Source organism: Streptomyces sp. NBC_00390 (assembly GCF_036057275.1).
In the GTDB taxonomy this organism is placed as follows: Bacteria; Actinomycetota; Actinomycetes; order Streptomycetales; family Streptomycetaceae; genus Streptomyces.
Map to the genome: position 1 here is coordinate 7,685,391 of NZ_CP107945.1, position 22,032 is coordinate 7,707,422.

General features: G+C 65.8%; 7 protein-coding genes. All 7 read left to right on the top strand.

Annotated features, from left to right (window positions below; translation table 11 throughout):
• Window positions 1-333 precede the first annotated feature (333 nt).
• On the top strand, window positions 334-4,632 hold the full coding sequence (locus OHS70_RS34185) for a phage tail tape measure protein (protein ID WP_328404002.1): 4,299 nt from the start codon (window positions 334-336) through the stop codon (window positions 4,630-4,632).
• Window positions 4,632-5,531: a phage distal tail protein gene (locus OHS70_RS34190; protein WP_328404004.1), complete on the top strand. Its 900-nt coding sequence runs from the start codon at window positions 4,632-4,634 to the stop codon at window positions 5,529-5,531. Before OHS70_RS34185 ends, OHS70_RS34190 begins: the two co-directional genes overlap by 1 nt.
• 13 nt (window positions 5,532-5,544) lie before the next feature.
• Entirely contained in the window at window positions 5,545-6,474 is a 930-nt protein-coding gene (locus tag OHS70_RS34195) for a hypothetical protein (protein ID WP_328404006.1), read from the top strand.
• Complete coding sequence (locus OHS70_RS34200; protein WP_328404008.1) at window positions 6,474-7,565, top strand: hypothetical protein; 1,092 nt, start codon at window positions 6,474-6,476, stop codon at window positions 7,563-7,565. The genes OHS70_RS34195 and OHS70_RS34200 overlap by 1 nt, the downstream gene beginning before the upstream one ends.
• 1 nt (window position 7,566) lies before the next feature.
• Entirely contained in the window at window positions 7,567-9,900 is a 2,334-nt protein-coding gene (locus tag OHS70_RS34205) for a hypothetical protein (RefSeq protein ID WP_328404009.1), read from the top strand.
• A 341-nt stretch (window positions 9,901-10,241) separates the two neighbouring features.
• Entirely contained in the window at window positions 10,242-14,504 is a 4,263-nt protein-coding gene (locus OHS70_RS34210; RefSeq protein ID WP_443062774.1) for a LamG-like jellyroll fold domain-containing protein, read from the top strand.
• A 197-nt stretch (window positions 14,505-14,701) separates the two neighbouring features.
• Window positions 14,702-21,376, top strand: coding sequence for a polymorphic toxin-type HINT domain-containing protein (locus OHS70_RS34215; RefSeq protein WP_328406112.1), 6,675 nt, complete (start codon window positions 14,702-14,704; stop codon window positions 21,374-21,376).
• Window positions 21,377-22,032: the final 656 nt, after the last annotated feature.

The window sequence follows — 22,032 nt, forward strand, 5'->3', positions numbered from 1 at the left end:
GCGCAGGCGGCTGCCGCTGCACAAACGATTCGCTCGCAGGGACAGATCGCGCAGGCTACACAGCGGGCAGCCGCCGCCCAGCAGGTCGTCGCTCGTGCCAACCGGGCTCAAGCACTCGCTTCTTCCCTGGCCACCCGTGCTCAGGGCGCGCAGACGGCTTCTGTGGCGGCTGGAGAACGGGCGGCTCGCGCTCAGGCTCTGGCACAGACCATGGCGGCACGCGCCCAGTCCACAGCCGGACGCGGGGCACAGGCAGCGGCTCGCACTGCTGCCGCGGCCCAGGCTGCCGCCGACCGTGCCACCCGGGCACATGCAGCCGCCCAAGCGAGGGCCATGGCCGCGCAGCAAGCCGCGACCAGGGCGAGCGGACTTGCACAGCGGGCGTCCGTCGGCCTGGCCGATGCGGAAATACGGGCCCGGAACGCTGTAGCAGCGCGCGATGAGGCGCAGCGCACCGCAGCACGTAACGCTCAAGCCTCGGCGCGGCAGGTGGCACGGGCCGAAGCGCAGGTAGCCGCAGCGGCCAACGCCCGTGCAGCGACTCTCGCTCAGGGCGGGCTTCTTCTCGGGGCCGTGCTCGGTGTCGGTGTGGCGAACGCCATCCAGCTGGAGCGGGCGATGGCCAACGTCATGACGATTTCCCAGCAGATCACCAGCGAGAACGTCGAGCAGTTCACCGATCAGATCGTCCGGCTGTCTACGGAACTCCCGCAGACAGCCGAGCAGCTGGCCGAAGGCCTCTATCAGATCGTCTCCACCGGCTTCGACGGGGCGCAGGCCATGGGCATCCTTCAGGTAGCGGCCAAGGGAGCCTCAGCCGGCCTGACTACGACGGAGACCTCGGCACGCGCTCTGCTGGGAGTGCTGAAGGCGTACGGCATGCCCGCGTCAGCGGCCGCCGACGTCATGGACACGATGTTCCAGACCGTCAACCTCGGCGTCATCTCCTTCGAGGAGCTGGCCCAGCAGCTTGGTGACGTCGTCCCCATGGCGGCCGCGGCAGGCGTCGAGTTCGACGACCTCAGCTCCGCGCTGGCGGCAATCACACTCGCCGGCATCCCGACCGCCGAGGCCGCCACGGCGCTGAACATGATGATGACCCGGATGGTCAAGCCGACCCGGGAGATGCGCGACGCCATCAAGGAACTGGGCTACGAGTCCGTCGCATCCGCCATCCGACAGGAGGGCCTGTACGTCGTCGTCAACAAGCTGCGCGGCGTGACCAAGGGCAGCGCCGACGCCATCGCCAACATGTTCAAGGACATCCGCGCCACCCGCGCGATGCTCGCTCTCTCGGCTGCCGACGGTGACAACTACGCGTCGACGTACAAGGGAATTTCGATCGAGGTGCAGCGGGCGGGCGCCGCGCAGAAGGCGTACGCGATCCAGATGGACACCACTGCCGGTCAGTGGGCGCTCTTCCGCAACCAAGTCACCGCGCTCGGCATCGACATGGGCCGCGCCCTGCTGCCCGTCCTGCAGACCATCGGTCAGTACCTGAACGTCCTGGCCGGCGCGATAAATGACCTGCCGGGTCCGGTGAAGTCGTTCGCCGGGGGTCTGATCGCGCTGGCTGCTGCTGGACTGCTGGCCCGTGCGGCGTTCACCAAGCTCGGCGTACAGCTCGCCACGTTTCGCACCCAGCTCGCCGCTGCTCGCACCGGCGGCGCCATCCTGCCCGCGGTGTTGTCCGGTGCCGGACTTGCCGTCGCCGGCCTGGCCGCCGTCCTCACGATCGGAGTCGCCGCCTACGCCGCCTACTCGGCATCCAAGCAGAAGGCCAAGGCTGCAACAGAGGAGCTGATCACGGCGCTGCGCGCCGAACGTGAGGAGGGTGAGCAGGGAGCCGGTCTTCGCAAGTTGACCGAGCAGCTGACTGACAGCGGTGACGTGCAGACGCTGAAGGACGCCGGTGTCAGCATCGAGCAGGCCATCGACGCTCTGACCAGTGGGGGGAGGAAGTACCAGGACCTTCTGGACGAGCTGAAGGCCGGAAAGGCGGCTTCCTGGGAGGTGTCCGGCCGGGTCTACACCTACGACATCTCCTTTGACCGTGCCCGCGAGGTGCTGGAGAAGCAGCGCAAGGTGTGGGGCGACGCGGTGAAGAAGGAGTCCGAGCTCGCCGCGAACATGGAGATCGTCAACTCCAAGATCAAGAGCAACCGGCTGGAGATGGCCGGACTGTGGGATCTGACGATTCAACTCCCCACGGACAAGAACGGTGCGCCGAAGTTCACCGAGGAGATGGAAGCCATGGGCAAGGCCCTGGCCGACATCGTGGACCCGGCGAAGGCGTGGAAGGCTGCGCAGGACCAGGTCGCCGAGGCCAACCGTAAGGCTGGCCGCTCCGCTGACGCGGCCAAGGCCAGTCTCGCGGACTATCTCGAGCAACTGCGCAAGCAGCTATCAGCCCAGCGAGACTGGCAGAAGAACCTCGGTCAGCTTGCCGCCGCTGGCCGCCTCGACCTCGTCGACCACTTCGCCACGCTCGGTGTCGACGCTTCCCCGATGCTCGATGAGCTGGTCAAGCAACTCGGCAAGGGCAGCACCAAGGTTGCCGATGAGCTGGAGAGCATCATCCAGGAGGGTGCGGCCCGCTCCACCCCTGCTTTCCGCGCCGGTCTGGAGCACCTGCCCTCCATCGCCGAGAGGTACGGCAAGCAGATCGCGCAGGCATGGGCGGACGCGTCGGCGACGAACAACCCCGGCAAGCTGGCCGCGGTCATGCAGCAGATGGCACTCGCCGACATGGGCCGGGCGGCCAAGCAGCTGCCGCAGGAAGCCCGGTCGACCATGCAGCAGGGCATGAAGCTCGTTGCCGACGTCGCTGCACGCGGAGGAAAGGATGCCGCCGAAGCACTGAAGAACAGCCTGCTCAAGGGCGACCTCGATGCCGTCCGGACACAGTTGCAGTACACATTCGGCGCGGACCTGCCTATCGAGGCGCCGGACCTGTCCAACGTCGTCTCCGCGTTCCGGCAGGCAGGCGGCGAGGCAAACAAGGAATGGTCCGGGGCGTTGTCCCTGATCCAGCTCGCTGCGGCAACCAAGGGAACCGCTGCCGCCCAGGCACTCACGTCCGCACTGCTGTCCGGCGACATGGCCGCCGTGAAGTCCACGCTCGACGCGATCGGTCTGTCAGTGCAGAACATCCCGGGACAGAAGTCCATCAGCGTCAGCGTGAACGCGCCCTCGCAGGTCAACGTCCCGATCTTCTTCACGCCCAAGAACTCGGCGTACGGCCCGTACGCAGGCGGATATCGGTACGGGTCGAGCAAGCAAGCAGACGGCAGCGTGCTGAGCTTCTATGCGGACGGCGGTATCCGCCGAGAGGAGCATGTCGCCCAGATCGCGCCGGCGGGCAGTTGGCGCATCTGGGGTGAGCCTGAGACTCACGGGGAAGCGTACGTACCTCTCGCAGAATCCAAGCGCCCGCGCTCCAAAGCGATCGTCCAGGAGGTTGTCAGGCGCTTTGGAGGTGAAGTCGCCTGGTACGCAAGCGGTGGCCTCACCGGCTTCCAATACGAGGCGCCGGAGCTGTTTTCACTCTCCGGCATCGCCAGCGACTCCAAGGACAAGAAGGGCAGGTTCTCCCTCGCTGCGTTCGCGAAGAACCTCAACCGGTCGTCGAAGATCGCCAGGCAGTGGCGCAAGGACCTGGAAAGCGTGGCCCGCCGGGCAGGTCAGGACGTGGCGGACGCGCTAGCCGACATGGGTGAGGACGGTGTAACCCTGACCCGCAACATGGCGACGGGCAGCTCGACGTACGTCAAGCAAATGGCCGCCGACCTCCGCAAGCTTGCCGAGGCATCGAAAGCCACTCTCGGTTCGTACACCAGTCAGCTCAAGCAGGCTGTGAAGGATCAGACCGCCTTCGAGCAGAATCTGGCTCGGCTCGCTGCCCACGGGTACGGCGACCTCGCGAAGACGCTCGCCAATCAGGGAGACGCCGACGCCGAGGCTCTGGCGTACCAGGCGGTCCGAGACAAGAAGACGGCGAAGGCCGCCAACGATCAGGCTCGCGCCGCAGGTCGCACCGTTCCGGACGCCGACCTGCCCGACCTCGTGGCAATCATCTCGGCCGTCAAGAACCACAAGACAGGCATCCACAAGGTCGCCGAAACCACTGGACTCAGCGAGGACCGGGTCATCGAGATCGCGAACCTCGCCCTGGACCGCATCCGGAAGGCACTCGGTACCAAGGCCGCGACGTTCCTCTCCGACCTCACCAAGGCCAATCGCGGCCTGGCGTACGAGTCTGGCGGCATCCTCACCCCCGGCCTCTACGCCACGAGCAACGGCATCGTGCGCTTCAGCGAGCCATCAACAGGCGGCGAAGCGTTCATCCCCCTCGGAATCGGCAAGCGCGGATCAGCCACCACCGTCCTCGCCGACGTCGCCCGCCGATTCGGCTACCGGCTCGCCCCCGCCGCAGGCCCTGGCTCTCCGCGCCTGGTGGAGGCCCGACCTGCTGGGAGCGTGCAGATCGTCGTCGTCCGCGAGCAGCCGAAGGCCCTCATCGAGAACATGCCGGTCACCGTGAACGCCCGCAGCGACAGGGACAGCGCAGACGAGTTCGGCGCGGAGATCATGCGTCGGCTGCGCAATGCGCAGCGAGGAGGTCGGATCTGATGGCGACCCTCAGCCAGAACTGGCAGATCGACTTCGCTGGCCTCCTCCTCGGCCCGCAGACCCCCTACATGATCTCGGACGTCACCGGCCTGGGAGCACCCGAACTGCGCACCCAGGACGTGGACAGTCCGGTGGACGACGGCGCATATCCAGGCGTGGACTACTACGGCCGGCGCGTCGTGCGCATTGAAGCGGCCATCCGGACGCCCGGCGACCCGGCCGCTGCGGCAGACGCGCTGGCACGGCTGCACGAAGTGGCGGCAGCCACGTCGGTACGCAAGGCAGCTGGAGCCCTCGCGGTGCTGCGCCTGAAGTGGCCCGGCCGCGAAGTGCGCCGACTCTACGGGCGAGTCCGCAGAGCCGACGCCATCTCAACCGCGCGCACGATCTTCGGCTGGGTCCCGCTGGAGCTGGAGTTCGCCGCGACCGACCCGCGGTTCCACGACGACGTGCAGCAGACCCTGATCATGCCGCTGGACATCTCACAGAACGTCCCTGGCTTCACGGCACCGCTCACCGCCCCGATCACCACGGGCGTCGCCAACCCCGCCACCCGGCCGGGCTGGGTGACGAACAGTGGCGACCTGCCCGCCTACCCGACCATTCGCATCACTGGCCCGGTCACCGACCCGCGCCTGTGGATCGTGGAGACGGGGCGCTCGCTGGAGCTGTCCATGACGCTCGGTGAGGGCGAGTTCGTCGACATCGACACCCGGCCAGGCACGCGCTGGGTCCTGCGCAATGGCAGCGGCAACGCCCACTCGTCCCTGTCGACCAGCTCGCGACTCGATCTGTTCCAGATCCCGCCCGGCCGCTCCGAGTTGCGATGGACAGCCACCGATTACACGAACACCTGCCGCCTCGCCGTCTCGTGGCGCGACGCCTACACCGCCTTGTGAAAGGGAGTTCCCCATGGCGCTGATCCAGCCCCCGATGATGGTCCACGGCGGCACCCACCCCGCCAGGGCGATGCGCATGATGATCCAAGACCTCGCCCGCGGCAGCTCCGGCGTGACCGAAGGAAACGACCTCAGAGTCAGCCCACTTGCGACTCCAGGCGCCGGCGTCCGCGTTGGCGACGGCTCGGCCGTCGTACGCGGCGCGAGCTGGGGCCAGGGCAGCTACACCCAGTACAACGTAGGAGACGCCACTGTTCCCATAGCTCCAACGGGAGCGTCCGCCCGGTCCGATCTTGTCTGCTTGCGCGTTGAGGATCCCGAGTACGAGGGGACACGCAACCCGGCGACGCAGGACATCGGCTACTTCCACGTGATCAGCGGGGTGTCCGCGAACGCAGCGGCGCCACCGGCAGGGATGACCGCCATCCCGCTCGCACGGCTCGACATCCCGCCGAACACGGCGACCATCACCGCGGCGATGATCAAAGATCTCCGGGTCATCGCCAACCCGAGGCGCACGCGCAGCCTCTTCACCGCGTTCCCCACGGCCGCCGCGACGCTGGGCTACTCCGACAACAAATGGCACACCTGGCCGACTGCGGCGCGATGGAACATCGCCGTCCCGCCATGGGCCACGCAGGCGAAGCTGATCACCATGGTCGCCGGCCTGGGGCTGAAGCGCGCCGACGTGTTCGCAGCCATGCGGAACGTCATCGGCGGAGTCACCGGTCAGCACATCGCCATCGATGACGACCAAGGCAACAACACCCGCCGGAACACGGTCGTGCTCGCCGACACTCTCCTCATCCCTCCTGCCATGCGCGGCACGACCGTGCCCATCTGGCTCGACACGTACATGCACAAGAGCGAGAGCGGCGACCTGGTCGTGGACGGAGCCACCACGCTCATTCTCGATGTGGAATTCACCGAGGGCGTCGTGTGATGCCTTCGTACCGCTACCTGACCCAACATGCCCTCACGAGCTCCATACTCGCCCCAGACCTGCCGCTTTCCCAGGTCGAGTTCGGGCCCGAGCTGTCCGGGTCCGGATCCCTCACGGCCGTAGTCGAACCGCGTCTCGCGCACCTGGCGCGTGAACACCTCGACCCGGGGACGTCCCTGATCTTCGCCGAGCGGGACACCAACCTGCTCTGGGGCGGCATCGTGTGGCGAGCCGACCCGGAAGGTCAGCAACTCCGCATCGAGGCAGCCGGTTTCGGCTCCTACCCTCATCGACGCCACGACCTGCACGGCAACCTCGGTGGCCGCGGACCCTACGTGCACGCGGACCCGTGCAAGGTCATCCGGGATGTGTGGGCCTACTGCCAGGAGCAGCCCGACAGCAACCTGCGCGTTGCTGTGGACGCCACCACGTCGCGAGCGACAGTCGGCACGCCGGCCGAGCCGTACGCCGTCGACTGGTGGGAGGCACCCACCCTCGGTTCAGTCATCGACGACATGACCGCGGTCGAGTCCGCACCCGAGTGGACCGAGGCCGTCAGTTGGGGTGCGAACGGAAAGCCGACAGCGCGCATTCGGCTCGGCTGGCCTCGCCTCGGCACGAGGCGTACGGACATCGCCTTCACCAGCGGCATCAACATCGCCTCAGCCGTGCCGGTCGAGTACGACGCGGACTCCTACTCCCAGGTCGTCATCGCCCTGGGCGCCGGAGAGGGACGCAGCCGGCGGCGAGCTGTCGACGCGGTTCGAGACGGGCGCCTCCGTCTTGAGCACGTGATGGAGATCCCATCGGAGAAGGGCAACGACCGCCTCGCGGTGCGTGCCCGAACCGAGCGGACCGCCCGCCAAGTGATCGGTGAGGTGACCGAGGTGGTGCTGCGCGATCACCCGGCAGCCCCCATCGGCAGCTTCCAGATCGGCGACGAGGTACGGCTGCGCCTGCACGACCAGTGGACCGACTTCGACGGCTGGGCCCGGATCGTCGGCTGGCGGATCAAACCGTCCAGCGGTGAGACCCAGGAGCAAGCCGTCGTCCACCTCCAGCGCGCCGACCGCTTTACGTACGGAGGCTGACGTGACCGACATCATCAGCCAGTTCGCTGCCCGCCTCGCCCAGGTCGAGCGGCAGCTGGCCCGCACCTCCCGCACCGCGCAGCTCGCCTACAGCAGCATCGAAGGCGGGGCGATCAACGTCCACGACGACGACGGCGGCGTCCGAGGAGTGATCGGACAGCAGCCCGATGGCACCACCGGAGTGGTGATCGTCAACGGACCGCCGCCGCCGACGCCCACCGCACCAGTGGTTGAACCGGCACTTGCCGGTCTCAAGGTCACCTGGGACGGCGAGTTCACCGATGCGCAGGTCGGGCCCCTGGACCTTGCCCGGGCCCAAGTACACCTTCTCGCCGCCGCCGATGCTGAGCCGGACGTACGCCGGCCGACTGCAACTATCGAAGCAGGATCGGGCGCTTCGGTGACCATCGCACGGTCGAACTACGACGGGCTGTGGGTGCGGCTGGTCGCTGTGAACACCAGCGGCACGCCGGGCGCGGCCTCCGAAGCCGTTGCGGCAAAGCCCCGCAGGACCACAGGCGGCGACCTTGCGTCGGCCTCCGTGGGACTGGACAAGCTGGCCGGAGCCCTCGCCGACTCCGCCTCCCAGCGATACACCGACTCCATGGGCGATCCCGCAGCCTGGAAAGTGACGGCCACGGGGCCCGGCGCAGAGTGGACCCACGCTTCTGGAGTGAACGACGCCGAGACCGGAGCCACCGTCGGACGCGCAACCGGCTACGTGCGCATCCGGGGCGACACACCCCTGCCCCACGATCCCTCCACCCTGTACCGGATCAGCGCCCGCATCCGCGCAACGAAGCAGGCAGCCACCGGCCCGGACAGCGTCTACGTCGGTGTCCTCGGCATCGGAGCTGACGGCGTCCGTCTGGTGAATCGGAACGGTGAGGACGCGCCGAACTCGCATTACTACCCAGCAGCCTCCTACGCACTGCTCCCCGAAGCCGACGGATGGACCACCTACGTCGGCTATTTCCAAGGCCGCGCCCCCTCCGGGCAGAGCGGCGACGCCGGCACCAACCCCGACCTGCGAGCGCCCGCACGTCTGCACGCAGACGTGCGGTACATCGTCCCGTACCTCTGGCTGAACTACACCTCCCAGTCGGCGGTTTCGGTTGCCGTCATGGAGGTGGACGCCGTACAGATCGAAGCCGTCCGCACCGGCGTTGTCGGGCCAGACAACCTGGTCACGGGCAGCGTCACGGCGGAGGCCCTGGCCGCCGACGCCATCACCGGCAAGGTCATCACTGGGGGAAGCCTGCACAGCGATAGCGGTTCCGGAAGCATCGTCGACATCCAGAACGGAACTGTCGCTGCAACCGCCGCCAACGGCTACCGCATCCTGGTCGACCCCACCCAGCCGCTTCCCGTCATCGATTTCCTCGACAGTCTGGGCTCCACTGTCGGAAGCGTGAACGCCCTTGGTGAAGACAACCGTCCCGGACTCGTCGTCTCCAGCGGCCGGTTCACCGACGGATCGGTCAGTGACTGGCGGTGGGCCAACCGCATGGGCGCCGACGGAGAGAGTAACGGCTGGATCGTTCTGCGGACACGGGAGAGCGACACCTCCGTCATCAACGGCGGCTATCTCGCGCTTCTGCCCGCGCGAGTCGTGATGGGCGTCGCGGACAACAAGGCTGCCGAACCACCCACTCTGTTCCAGATAGACCCTGGGCTGTACATGTTTGACGAGGGACGGGTACTCATCGAGCCGCCTTCCTCGGCACTGACAGCCCTGCTCGTCACGGCAAGAGCCACGCATACCGGGGCTCTTGCCCGCCTTACTGTCGGGGGCGAGGACCGCTTCACTGTCTCGGCGGCCGGGCGGGTCACTGCCGCCGGGGGAGTGTCCACAGCCGGACCGGTGACCGGCATGAACATCCCTGTCACCATCCACAAACCCAGCAACACCGACCGGCCATCAGCAACGGCGCTCGTCGCCGACCCACACCTGATCACGCAGCTCCAGGCGAATGCCAAGTACCTGGTGGAATTCCACCTGTACTACGCCGCGCTGTCGGCCGCCGCATTCAAAACGACTTGGTCGGTTCCCGCTGGAGCAACCGGAAACCGAAGTGTGCTGGGGCCAGGGAGCGCCGCCACAGAGGGCAACGCCGACAACCTGGCCGTCAGAAGTGGAGTCCATGCCACCGCCACAACAGTCGTCTACGGCACCCGCAACCACGCCACGAACCTCGCGCACGCCGTGGAGAGCGGCATCCTCACGACCACGACTGCGGGAACACTCGCACTGTCGTGGGCTCAAAACGTCTCCCATGCCACAGCCGCGCGCCTGGCCACCGGCTCGTACATGCGGGTCACGCGGCTCGTCTAGAGGCTGCTGCGGCCCAGAAGCGTTGTTCCGGTAGCCGATGAACCGTTCAGGGTTGCCGTCTGTTCCTCATCTTGCGGAGCCTGCTGGGTTTTTGGCCGCCTCGTACTTGCCGCGGCAACCCTACACATCTGAAGGAAGTGCATGACAGCGACCTGACCTGGGGGGAACGACATTGCGGATCTTTCGTCAGGCAGACATGGGCGATTAGGACATCCCGCGATCACGTGATGTGCGACACGCTGGACTACCCGCCGTCGCCGTTGTTAACTCAGCGCACTCCAGTGGTTCATGTGATCCATGTGGTGTTTGAGTGGGCAAGTCGTGGGGTGGGAGTGCGGGTTATGTGGAGTCGAAGACGTGGCGTGGGCAGGTTCGCGGGCGTGACGCTTGGCGCGGTCCTCGCAGTGGGCCTTCTGCCTTCCCCGGACGGCCAGGCTGCTCCCCAGCCGACGGTTCAGGCAGCCAATGCCTCCAGTCAGGCACCCGATGGGGACAAGGTGCTGACCGAGGCCGAGGCCCTGGCCGAGGCCAAGCGGACGGGTACAGCGGTTGAGGTCATGGGCCTGCGCGGTGAGAGCCGCGAGGTGTTCGCGACACCCGAAGGTGAGCTGGAGGCCCGCGAGTACCTCCGCCCGGTCTGGACGCGGGGCGCCGGCGCCTGGAAGCGCGTTGACACAAGCCTTGCAGTGACTGATCGAGGGGTTGTCGCTCCCAAGGCGACCACTGCTGAGGTGGCGTTCTCCGGCGGCGGTGACTCTGCACCGCTCGTGAGTATGGAGAAGGCTGGACGGGTGATGTCCCTGTCTTGGCCGGACACGTTGCCAGCCCCCGAACTGGATGGCGCGGTGGCGACGTACAAGTCGGTGCTCCCCGATGTCGACCTGCGCATGACTGCTCAGGAAGATGGGTTCACTCAGCTGCTGGTCGTGAAGACGGCGGAGGCAGCCAACAACCCCGCACTTGCTGAGCTACGGCTGCAGCTCGCTACTGACGGGCTCGACGTACGGACCACGGACGAGGGTGGTCTCGAAGCGGTTGACCAAGGTGCTCAGGGCACGGTTTTCGAGGCGCCCAAGCCCTTCATGTGGGATTCCAGCGCCGGTGGCGGCGAAGTGTCGCTCAAGGCCGGGCGAATGGCCGCCGCAGCAGCGTCGGACGGGGAACCGGGTGCTGGGGAGTCGGGCAAGCTTGCCCCGGTGGGCGCTGAGGTGTCGGCTGACGGCGATGAGCTGGTGCTGACGCCGGACACTGACGTGTTGAAGGGGAGCGGCACAACCTACCCCGTGTTCATCGATCCGCAGTGGTACTCGGAACGGGCGACGGCCTGGACGATGGCGTCGAAGTACTGGGCAGGGTCTCCGCAGTGGAAGTTCAACGGCGACTCGGATGCCGGTCTTGGCTACTGCAACTGGTCCTATTGCGCCCCGCATGACACGAAGCGTCTCTTCTACCAGATTCCGGTCTCCAGGTACGCGGGCAAGTCGATCCTGTCGGCGGAGTTCGTCGTGCGGAACACCTGGTCCGCTTCGTGCTCGGACCGAACGGTGGAGCTGTGGGAGACCAAGCCGATCAGTTCGTCGACGACGTGGAACTCGCAGAACGCCGCGGGCTTTTGGGTGAAGGAGCTGGCGTCGAAGTCCTTTGCCTATGGCTTCACCGGCTGCGGTGCCAGGGATGCGGAGTTCGACGTGAAGGCGGCCGTGCAGGCGGCTGCGAATGATCGCGACGATGCGATGACGTTCGGTCTGCGTGCTGCCAGCGAGTCGGACGGATACGCGTGGAAGCGTTTTTCCGACAAGGCTTTCCTGCGCGTGACGTACAACCGGCCACCTCCGCAGATCAAGATGTCACAGCTGTCCATGCAGTTCGGCGGCGTCTGCAAGAAGCCGCAGGACGCCGTCCGTACCCGCTCTCTTGGGACTATCAGCGCGAACGACATCGTAGACCCTGACGGTGACAGCATCGCTGTTCAGTTCCAGGCCGCGTGGGACAGCGGAGATGGCCAGGGCATGGTCGCGCGGTGGAAGCCGGACAGGACCATATCCAAGCCGTCCGGCTCAGACTTCACCGTCAGCCTGCCCTCCTCCATTCCGGAGAACAAGCAGGTGAGTTGGTACGTCCGCAGCTATGACGGTGCTCAGTCCTCGCCGTGGTCGAACGCCGGTGCTGCGACCGGCTGCTACTTCTACTACGACACACAGGCACCGAAGTCGCCTTCGATCTCCTCGGGCGAGTACCCGGCATCGAACTCGGAGGACCCGAACGACCCGTGGTACGACGGGATGGGCAAGTATGGGACGTTCGAGATCAAGGCGAACGACAGCCAAGTGACCAAGTACTGGTACGGGCTCAACGTTGATCCGACCGCCAAGAACGAGATCCTCACGACCGGCGGCGCAGCCAAGACGATCCCGCTGCTCCCGGCCAAGATCGGCCTGAACACCCTGTACGTTTCCTCTCTCGACGCAGCCGGCAACAAGTCGGCGCCGACGGGCTACCGTTTCCGGGTCAAGGCGGGACAGCCCGAACGTGCTGGCTGGGCGCTCGACGAGGCGGCCGGTGCCACCGAAGCCACGGGCACCGTGCCGGCGCAGACGGCTGAGCTGTTCGGTGGGCCGACACCCGGTACTGAGGGAGCCATCGGCACAGCCATCGCGTTCGACGGCGTGGACGACTACGCACGAACCGACATCCCCACGGTCGCCACCGACACGGGCTTCTCCGTATCGGCTTGGGCGAAGCTGTCGAAGATGCCCGACGGCGCGGCCATCATCGCGGCCCAGCCGGGCAATCACAGTCCCGGATTCGAGCTGTACTACTCCAAGACGTACGACCGCTGGGTGTTCAACCAGTACGCCGCCGACACCGCAGGCTCGAGCATCGTCCGCGCGATGGCGCCCCAGCCCGGCGGGGTGCAAGCCAACGTGTGGACCCACCTGATGGGCACCTACAGTTCGTCCACTGGCGCCCTCAAGCTCTACGTCGACGGCACTCTGGTCGGTACCACCACCCACACCACCCCCTGGGATGCACGACGTGGTCTGCAGATCGGTGCCGGCTCCTACAGCGGCACGCCCGGATCCTTCTTTCCCGGCGCCGTTGACGAGGTAAGGATCTTCGACAAGCCCGTCTCCGACGCAGATGTGGCAAAGCTGCATGCGAAGCAGCCCATCGGCGCGGGCCGCCCGGCGCGCGCGGTGTTCCCGATGGACGAAGCCGCCAACGCCACACAGATCACGGGCCGGGCGGATGTGCACGCAGCCGTACTCAAGGGTGGTGCCAAGCCGGGCGAACCGGGTGTCACGAAGGCAGCTCTGACACTGGACGGTGTCGACGACTACGCGACCACAGGCTCGCCGCAGGTGAACAACCAGCGAGGCTTCTCGGTAGCGGCATGGGCGAAGCTCTCCGCGACCAAGCCCAACCACGGAGCAGTGATCGCCACCCAAGCGGGCGTGCACAAATCCGGCTTCGAACTGTATTACTCGAGCGCCTACGACCGGTGGGTGTTCAACCAGTACTCCGCAGACACACCCGAAGCCACCCCGATTCGCGCCATGCAGCCAGACGGCACCACTGCACGAGCGGGAGAATGGGTCCATCTCGCAGGCGTGCACGACACGGTCGCCAACCGGCTCACGCTGTATGTCAACGGCGTCGAGGCTGGAACGGCGACGGTGCCGCAGACCTGGTACGCCAGCGGGGCCGTGCAGATCGGTGCAGGCTCGTTCGACGGCGCGCCGAGCTCCTTCTTCCCCGGCCAGATCGACGACGTCAAGCTCTTCGACCGACCTGTATCCGCCGGGGAGGTTCAGCAGCTGTTCAAGCAGCGCCCGTTGGTCAAGGCACGCTGGAAGTTCGAGGAGATCACCGACACCGTTCCCTCGACCACCCCCGACGATTCGGGCACGGGCAACGCGCTCACCCTCAACGGCGGGGCGAAGAAGTCCGACATGGCATGGATCGACTTCGGTGCCATGGAGCTCGACGGAGTGGATGCCTACGCATCGACCGGTACCGTACCTGTCGATACCTCGGGAAGTTTCACGGTAACCGCATGGGCCCAAGCCGCCGCCATACCTGACGGAGCGGTGGCGCTCGCCAGCGCGGAGGGCAGCGCCCAGAGTGCGTTCGCCGTACGTTTCGTGCCAGATGCGACCAACCCGGAAGGCAGTCCGGGACGCTGGCAGCTGTCGGTCGCCGACACCAACGCCAGCTCCGCGGCCATTACCCGTACCGATAATGGCGAGTTCTACTCCGCAAAAGAGTGGAATCACCTGGCTCTGGTCTACGACGGTTTCACCAAGGAAGCCCGTCTGTACGTCAACGGCTCTTTGTCCGAGATCTCCTGCCCGGATGCCGACGGCGACGGTCAGGCCGATGATCCTGCCTGCTCGGATCTAGTGCCGTGGGCGGAGAACGCTCTCATCTTTAAGGCATCTTCCCTCCAGGTTGGTCGCTCCGGTTCGGGCAGCCGGGTAGGCGAGTACTTCTCCGGTCTGGTGGACGACGTGTGGGCTTTCCAGGGAGCCCTCACTGAGGACCAGGTCAAAAAGCTGGCAGCCAGCTGGTTCGACGTACCCACCCAGGTGCCCGGCGACTGACCCGTGATGAGAAGGCTCCGCAGGCGTGAACAAGCCCGTCTGCGGAGCCGACTTGTCGCCGAATGAGACTTGCATGCGTGACGGCACCGCCCGTGCCCGCGCAGTGATCACGATAGGAATCACGCATGAACGGCATACCCCTGCGCCGCCCCGGCGCAAGGCTACGGCGCAAGGTTGCCCTCGGGGCCTCCATGGCCATGGTGGTCACCTTGCTGCAGGCGGTCGCCTTCGGAACCGCCGCATCCGCCTCAGGTGACGGACTTCCCGGGCTCCCGAGTTCTGAGAAGCCCGTCAAGGGTTCGCGGACCAGTGCTGTGGCGCCCCGCATCGTAGAGAAGGGACCGCGCACGCCCCGCCAAGCGCCTAGGGCATCCTGGCCGAAAGCGGGTTCCGCGGTGGTGGAACTGGCCGCGCCCGCGGCGAAGGCCAGTGCCCCGGTGAAGGCCAAAGGCCAGCCGCTCAAGCTGATCACTCCCCCCAAGAAGCACGCGAAGCGCGCAATTGATCAAGTCGTCACGCGTGTGCTGCCGCAAGCGGCGGCACGCAAGGCTGGTGTCCACGGGCAGCTGTTCACCCTCCAGCCGTCACAGAACACAAACGGCAAGGTGGGCGCCTCGGTCGACTACTCCACCTTCGCCGAGGCATTCGGCGGCGGCTACGGCGACCGTCTGACGCTCGTCGAACTGCCCGCCTGCGTGCTCGACACACCTGGCAAGGCTGCGTGCCGGAAGGCCACTCCGGTGGCGACGGAGAACAATGTTGAAGCGCAGACCCTGACCGCACGCGCGCTCTCCCTCACGGCGGGTAGCCCGATGGTCCTGGCCGCAGTGGCCGGCGACGAAGGCAAGGGCGGCGACTACAAGGCGACCCCGCTGGCGGCGTCGGCCGCATGGAACACCGACCTGAGCTCGGGTGATTTCGGGTGGTCGTACGACATCCCGGTCCCCGAGGTGCCAGGCGACCTGGCCCCCAAGGTGGGACTGTCCTATTCGTCTGCTGCCATCGACGGCCGCACCGGTGGGACCAACAACCAGTCCTCCTGGGTCGGCGACGGGTTCGACCTGTGGCCCGGCTACATCGAACGCCGCTACAAGCCGTGTGCGGACGACGGCGTGGAGAACGCGGACGGCAACAAGCCCGCCGATCAGTGCTGGGCCTACGACAACGCCTTCATCACCTTCAACGGCAAAGGCGGCGAGCTTGTCCCGGCAGGCAACGACGAGTTCAAGCTGAAGAAGGACGACGGCACCCGCATTGCCCGCCTGGCTTCCACCGATCGGGGTAACGGTGACAACGACGGCGAGTACTGGCGGCTGACCGACCCGTCAGGCAACCGCTACTACTTCGGCTACCACCGCCTGCCCGGCTGGGCTGACGGCAAGGAAGCCACCGACTCCACCTGGACTGTCCCTGTCTATGGCGACGACGCGGGCGAGAAGTGCCACGGTGCGACGTTCGCCGACTCATGGTGTCAGCAGGCCTGGCGATGGAACCTCGACTACGCCGTCGACACTCATGGCAACGCGATCGCCTACTACTACAACAAGGAAGAAAACTCCTACGGGCGCAACCTCAAAGCAACCGACAACACGCGTTACACCCGTGGTGGCTCCCTCGACCGCATTGAGTACGGCCTGAAGTCCAGCTCCGTCTACAGCGCCCAGGCACTGGCCAAGGTCGACTTCACCAGCGCCGAACGCTGCATCCCGAACGGTCAGACCACCTGCGGCTCGATCGCCACCGACTCCTTCTACTGGTACGACACGCCGTGGGACATGAACTGCGATGCCACGGAGGACTGCGATGAAAGCCGTCTGGCAGCAACGTTCTGGACCCGTAAGCGCCTGACCGGGATCACCACCCAGGTCCTCAAGGGCACCACCTATACCCCGGTCGACTCCTGGAAGCTGGACCACCGCTGGGGCCAGGCAGACGTCGACTACCAGCTGCTGCTCGACTCCATCCAGCGCACTGGCCACACCGCCACCCCCGCGATCACCCTGCCGAAGACCACCCTCTCCTACACCCAGCTGGTCAACCGCATGGACCAGATTGGCGACGGATGGGCCCCGTTCGTCAAGGAGCGACTGTCCGGCATCGCCGACGAATACGGCGGCCAGATCGACGTCAACTACTCCGACGAAGCATGCAACCCTTCGGCGCTGCCCACACCGGAGACGAACACCACCCGCTGCTTCCCTCAGATGCTGGGCGGCTCCGACACCGAGCCGGCGGAGGAGCACTGGTTCAACAAGTACGTGGTTACCTCGGTGACCGCCACCGACCGCACCGGCGGTGCGCCGGACGCTGTCACCACCTACGAGTACCTCGGTGATGCGGCCTGGCACTACGACGATGACGACGGCCTGACCAAGGAGAAGGAAAAGACCTGGTCGCAGTGGCGCGGCTACGGGCACGTGCGGGTCAAGACCGGTGGCCAGGGCCCCGAGATGACGGGGCAGTCCGACAGCTACTTCCTGCGCGGCATGGACGGTGACCGCAAAACCCCTTCGGGCGGCACCAAGACGGTCGCTGTCTCACTCGGCACAGGCGAAGGCGACCCGATCACCGACCACGAGTCGGCAGCCGGCTTCGTCTACAAGACCGCCGCCTACTCCGGGCCCGCCGGCAAGGTGCTGGAAAAGACCATCGAACGTCCCTGGCACCACGAGACCGCGAAGAAGGAACGCACGTGGGGCACGGTGACAGCCAACTTCACCGGCACCGCCAGCTCCACGACGTACACCTCACTGGACAACGGCACCGGCGCCTCTTGGCGGACCACGTCGAAGTCCACCACGTACGACACCGTCGCCGGCCGCGCGATCGAGTTCGACGACCGCGGCGACACCACAACCGCCGCGGACAACCAGTGCACCCGCACCAACTACGCCACCAACACCACCGACAATCTCCTTACCCTGCCGTCCCGTGTGGAGACCGTTGCGGTCGCCTGTGACGCCACCCCTGACCGGGCCAAGGACGTCATCTCCGATGTCCGCACCGCCTACGACGGCAGCGCCTACGGCACCGCACCCACCAAGGGCGACGCAACGGCGACCGCCACGCTCAAGTCCCACAACGGCACCACCGCCACCTACCTCGAGACCGGCAGCACCGTCGACTCCTACGGCCGTGAGCTGACCGCCACCGACCTCACCGCCAACGTCACCGCCACACAAACCGGCACACCGGTGCGCACCCCGCGCAGTGACGGCCGCACCATCACCACCACGTTCGAGCCCACAACCGGCCTCCCCACGAAGATCACCACGAAGACCCCGCCCGCCAAGCCGCTGGACACCACCACAGCCCAGACCACTGTCGTCACCCTCGACACACTGCGCGGCCTGCCGCTGACCGAAACCGACACCAACAACCGGGTCACCACGCTGACCTACGACGCCCTCGGACGGTCCTCCAAGGTCTGGCTGCCCAACCGCTCCACCTCTCTCACCCCGTCGCACGCCTTCGACTACTTCATCGAAGAGAACAAGGCTGTCGCCGTCCGCACCCAGACGCTCAACAACTCGGGCGGGCAGCTCGCCTCCTACACCATCCTTGACGGATTCCTGCGCGAGCGGCAGACCCAGGCTCCTGGCCCCAATGGGGGAAGCCTGCTGACCGACCGCTTCTACGACGAACGCAGCCGGATCATCAAGACCTTCGCCACCTACTACACGGCGGCCCCGCCCAGTAAAACCCTGTTCGAACCCGACCAGGCGCTGAGCGTGGAGACCCAGACCCGCCACAGCTACGACGGACTGGGCCGCGAGACCGAAACAAAGCAGATCGCCGGCAACGGCGACGGCGGCGCAGTCCTGGGCGTCACGCAGACCATCTACGGCGGCGACCGCACCACCGTCATCCCGCCCGAGGGCGGCACCGCCTCCACCACCCTCACCGACGCTCGGGGACGCACTACTGAACTGCGTCAGCACCACTCCCGCAGCGCCACCGCCCCCTACGACTCCACCACCTACCGCCACACACCGGCCGGTCACCTCTCCACACTGACCGACTCCGCCGGCAACAACTGGACCTACAAGTACGACCAGCTCGGCCGCCAAATCGAGGCGAAGGACCCGGACAAGGGAACACTCGACTCCACCTACGACGACCGCGGCCAGCTCGTCACCACCACCGACGACAACAACAAGACCCTCCACCACAGCTACGACGGCCTCGGCCGCCAGACCCAGCTGCGCGACACCGACGCCTCTGGCACCCTGCGCGCAGAATGGACGTACGACACCGTCGCCGGCGCCAAGGGACAACTTGCCTCCGCCAGCCGCATCATCGGTGGATCCCGCTACACGACGAACGTCACCCAGTACGACTCCCTCTACCGGCCTCTGCGCACTTCAGTCGTCATCCCCGCAGCCGAAGGCGCCCTCCAAGGCACTTACCAAACCGGCACCACCTATGGCACTTCCGGACTCGTCTCCGGCATGTCCTACTCGGCAGCCGGCTCCCTGCCCGGCGGCTCCCATGCGTACACATACGACGCAACCCTGCGACCCATCTCCCTGCTCGGCGACGGCTTCAAGGCGGACACAAGCTACTCACTGACCGGCAAGCCGCTCCAGCAGCAGTTCGCCTCGACCGCAGCCGGCGCGAAGGTGACCCAGGTCACCAACTCCTACGAGTGGGGCACCCAGCGTCTGGCCACTTCGCGCGTGGACCGCCAGGACATCGCAGGCGTCGACCGCCACGTCACCTACGGCTACGACCAGGCCGGCAACATCCTCTCCCTCACCGACGTCGCCCGGCCCGGCACCGACAACCAGTGCTTCACCTACGACCACCTGCAACGCCTGACCGACGCGTGGACCGAAGGCGACACCACCTGCTCCGGGACTCCCTCCGGCGGTGCGATCGGCGGAGTTGCCCCGTACTGGCACTCCTACACCTACGACAAGACCGGCAACCGGCTCACTGAAACGCTCCACGACACCGCCGGCGACAGCGCCAAGGACGTCCAGCGCGCCTACACCTATCCCCCCGCGGGCAGCACCCGACCCCACGCGGTCACCGAGGTGAACCAGACCGGCCCGTCGGGCACCTCGAAGTCCACCTACGGCTACGACGAGACCGGCAACACCAAGACCCGTTTGATCGGTGGCGACACCCAAGGCCTCGACTGGGACGCCGAAGGGCACCTGACCCAATTCACCCAGCCCGTCGAGGGCAAGCCCGACGATGTCACCAGCTACATCTACGACTCCGACGGCAACCGCCTCATTGCCCGTACTCCCACCGAGACCACCCTTTACCTCGGCCACACCGAACTCGTCCTGACCAAGGGCGCCACCAAGGCCAAAGCCACCCGCTACACCGACCTCGGCAACGGCCACCAGGCCGTCAAGACGGATGACGGCGCCGTCGCCATCACCATCGCCGACCACCACGGCACCGGTCAGATCGCCGTCAAGACCGCAGACCTGGCCATGACTCAGCGCCGGTCTTTGCCCTTCGGAGCCAGCCGTGGAACTCCCACCGGCACTTGGCCCACCACCAGAGGCTTCGTCGGCGGTACCACCGACGCCACCGGCCTGACCCACCTCGGCGCCCGCGAATACGACCCCACCATCGGTCGATTCATCTCCGTCGACCCGATCATGAACCCCGCGGAACCACAGCAGATCAATGGCTACGCGTACTCCAACAACAGCCCGATCACCTTCACCGATCCGACCGGACTGTATGAGGACTGTGGAGCACCAGATCCGCGGAGCTGCCGAAAGCCTCCGAAGAAGGAAGACGAGCCCAAGGATTCTGGGAAGGACAAGGGGAGTAGCGATAACGGCAATGGCGGAGACGGCCCAGTCACTGTAGTCATTACCGTCGAATCGCCGTCCTGCGGATATGGCGGAGGCCATCTCGCTGACCAGTGCAACGTGGCCCAGTTGATGAAGAATTCGGGCTTCGTGTACGCCGAGGATCTTGACGCCTGGCAAATCGCAAAGACCCTTCTCCTGCCCGATGTGGACGACTGGAAAAAGTGCGTCAAGGGTGAAAGCCTCTCGAGCTGCGCATGGGCAGCAACTGACCTCCCGACGCCTCTCAAGGCCCTCAAGATCCTCAAACTCACTAAACTCAAAAGGACCAAGAAACTCCCCGGCGACTGCCAGTGCTTCCTCGCCGGAACCGCCGTCCTCCTTGCCGATGGCTCCACGAAGAACATCGAAGACGTCGAAATCGGTGACAAGGTCCTGGCTACGGACCCCAAAACCGGTGAAACCAGTGAACATGAAGTAACCGCCACAATCGTCACCGACAGCGACAAGCACTTCACCGAGCTCACGATCACCACGCCAGATGGTTCAGAGAAGCTGGTCGCTACACACGAGCACCCCTTCTGGTCGGTCAGTGAAAGCCGCTGGATCGAAGCTGGCAACCTCAAGCCCGGCGTGACTCTCCGCACCGAACAGGGCCGCACGGTCGAGGTCACCGCCACGCGCCAGTACCAGGACGACGCCCGGACGTACAACCTCACTATCGAAGGCGTCCACACGTACTATGTGCTGGCGGGCGAGACCCCGGTTCTCGTTCACAACAGCAACTGCAATCTCTTTAAGGGGGATGGCTGGCAACACGTGCTGAATGAGCATGTGGATGGTAGTCCAGGAGTGGTGCCAGGAAACACGACATTCTCCAATTATATGGATTTGGATGATATTGGAGAATTGATTCAGGATGCCGCCAAAACTCGAGGTCTGCCGAATAGGCCCGATCCGGTGACCGGGCGTCCCCGGGACGGGACAATTCACACCCTGGATTTCGAATATCCCGTTGGCTCTCGAGGTGAGACAAGCGTCGAAGTGATTCTCAATCCAAATGGAACTCTACGTACCGCCTATCCAAGGTGATGGCAATGGATGAATTTTCACTTCATTGGAAGATGGGTCATCCCGGCTCGGCTACACTCGCTCTACTCTCTCCGCGAGAGGCCATCGAAGTGCACACCACATACGTGGGGGATGGTCTTGGTTCCGTAGTGCAAGCGGCCATTGACCTGCGACTGGGGTCGAGCTCGGCAATCGCCTTCCTTCCTGCCGAGCCTGGGGGTACCTGCCTGTTCTTTGCAGGTGCCGACGAAGAGGCGTACTTGCAGGTCGTCCATTTTGTGGACATGGAATCAGAGTCCGGCCGCTGGAGCGGCGGTAGTCTGCGATGGCACGGTCGGGTTGACGTCCGATCATTTATCCGCGGCGTGGTACTCATGGCTGACGAAGTGCTGGTTCAGTGTGGCGGCAGTGACGCGTATTCAAGGGCTTGGGGTGGCATCTCATTCCCGATTCGTGAACTAGAGACTCTTCGGCAAGGTCGTGATCCTGGTGTGCCCAGCAGTCAGATCTGAGACGGTCTCTGACCGGGTGTTCTGAGAGAGTTCGGCGTATAAGTGACGCTGCGGTAGCACTGCCCGGTTTTCTGGATGTCATGAGTGCAAATCTGAAGGCCCATCAGGCAAGGCTTGGTGGGCCTTCAGCGGGTCTTGACGGCAGTAGTTGACGGCAACGTCAGC

Excerpts from the sequence above, each read along its gene's own strand:
- OHS70_RS34185 (WP_328404002.1), top strand. The coding sequence starts at position 334 with ATGGCCGCGCAGCAAGCCGCGACCAGGGCGAGCGGACTTGCACAGCGG.
- OHS70_RS34190 (WP_328404004.1), top strand. The coding sequence starts at position 4,632 with ATGGCGACCCTCAGCCAGAACTGGCAGATCGACTTCGCTGGCCTCCTC.
- OHS70_RS34195 (WP_328404006.1), top strand. The coding sequence starts at position 5,545 with ATGGCGCTGATCCAGCCCCCGATGATGGTCCACGGCGGCACCCACCCC.
- OHS70_RS34200 (WP_328404008.1), top strand. The coding sequence starts at position 6,474 with ATGCCTTCGTACCGCTACCTGACCCAACATGCCCTCACGAGCTCCATA.
- OHS70_RS34210 (WP_443062774.1), top strand. The coding sequence starts at position 10,242 with ATGTGGAGTCGAAGACGTGGCGTGGGCAGGTTCGCGGGCGTGACGCTT.
- OHS70_RS34215 (WP_328406112.1), top strand. The coding sequence starts at position 14,702 with ATGGTGGTCACCTTGCTGCAGGCGGTCGCCTTCGGAACCGCCGCATCC.